Origin of the sequence: Acinetobacter sp. CIP 102637 (assembly GCF_000368425.1) — a bacterium.
Lineage (GTDB): Bacteria > Pseudomonadota > Gammaproteobacteria > Pseudomonadales > Moraxellaceae > Acinetobacter > Acinetobacter parvus.
Genome location: NZ_KB849435.1, coordinates 382,026 through 383,437 on the forward strand (window position 1 = coordinate 382,026; position 1,412 = coordinate 383,437).

At 41.3% G+C, this 1,412-nt stretch carries 1 CRISPR repeat array.

The features are described from left to right. The first annotated feature begins 3 nt into the window (after positions 1-3). A CRISPR array of direct repeats spans positions 4-1,411; the repeat unit is 28 nt; unit sequence GTTCATGGCGACATACGCCATTTAGAAA. The last annotated feature ends 1 nt before the right edge of the window (position 1,412 follow it).

Here is a 1,412-nt window from a genome sequence, read left to right on the forward strand (position 1 = left end):
ATAGTTCATGGCGACATACGCCATTTAGAAAGCACAATGTAATCAAGCTTCTGATTGTCCTTTGTTCATGGCGACATACGCCATTTAGAAACTTACGAATCACTACCGAGTGATTACACCGATGTTCATGGCGACATACGCCATTTAGAAAACGGATCGCCAAGCCAACGATCGAACGTATAGGTTCATGGCGACATACGCCATTTAGAAAATGCAAGTCCAATTTAATAAACGCACAATTACGTTCATGGCGACATACGCCATTTAGAAAAAACTATTTAGGGCATAGAAGTGCATTTAACAGTTCATGGCGACATACGCCATTTAGAAAAACAGCTAGAGCAGCAACTAAGACGGCACGTTGTTCATGGCGACATACGCCATTTAGAAATGAATATAATTTGTGACGGATATATCAACAGCGTTCATGGCGACATACGCCATTTAGAAATGAAACCCCTGCACCTGAAACACCCCCTGAAAGTTCATGGCGACATACGCCATTTAGAAAAGTAGAACGCAATATCTACTATAAGACTACTGGTTCATGGCGACATACGCCATTTAGAAAATGTGATGATGATCTTCAATAATTTTTACGTTGTTCATGGCGACATACGCCATTTAGAAAAAGAGTTAATGAGACAGGAATAGTCCGTTTTTGTTCATGGCGACATACGCCATTTAGAAACTCAAAGTAGACCGCATATATTTCACCATCAAGTTCATGGCGACATACGCCATTTAGAAAACATAACAGTACCAATATTGGGACACAGAACCGTTCATGGCGACATACGCCATTTAGAAACGTATCATTACCCGTTTTTTAATAAAGCGCCAGTTCATGGCGACATACGCCATTTAGAAATTTTTCCGATGGCAACCGCTTTACAAGCAATTGTTCATGGCGACATACGCCATTTAGAAAACAGGCACGCGGCACTGGGGAAAAACCTTTGAGTTCATGGCGACATACGCCATTTAGAAAACCCTCAAACTCTTAACTTTTCAACTTGGATAGTTCATGGCGACATACGCCATTTAGAAACGTGAAATCCTACCTCGATGCGAGTTTGATGAGTTCATGGCGACATACGCCATTTAGAAAATTGAGCGCGATGAATCGGTTATTCAGAAGATGTTCATGGCGACATACGCCATTTAGAAATTCAAGACGGCAAGGAATGGATGATCTACCAAGTTCATGGCGACATACGCCATTTAGAAATCTCGAAAATGTTTCTCGACTCCCCATGCTTTGTTCATGGCGACATACGCCATTTAGAAAGCCAGTAGCAACAGCAGGGCAGTTGCTTGCTAGTTCATGGCGACATACGCCATTTAGAAAAATAAGTGAGCCATTTTTATATATTGATATAAGTTCATGGCGACATACGCCATTTAGAAAA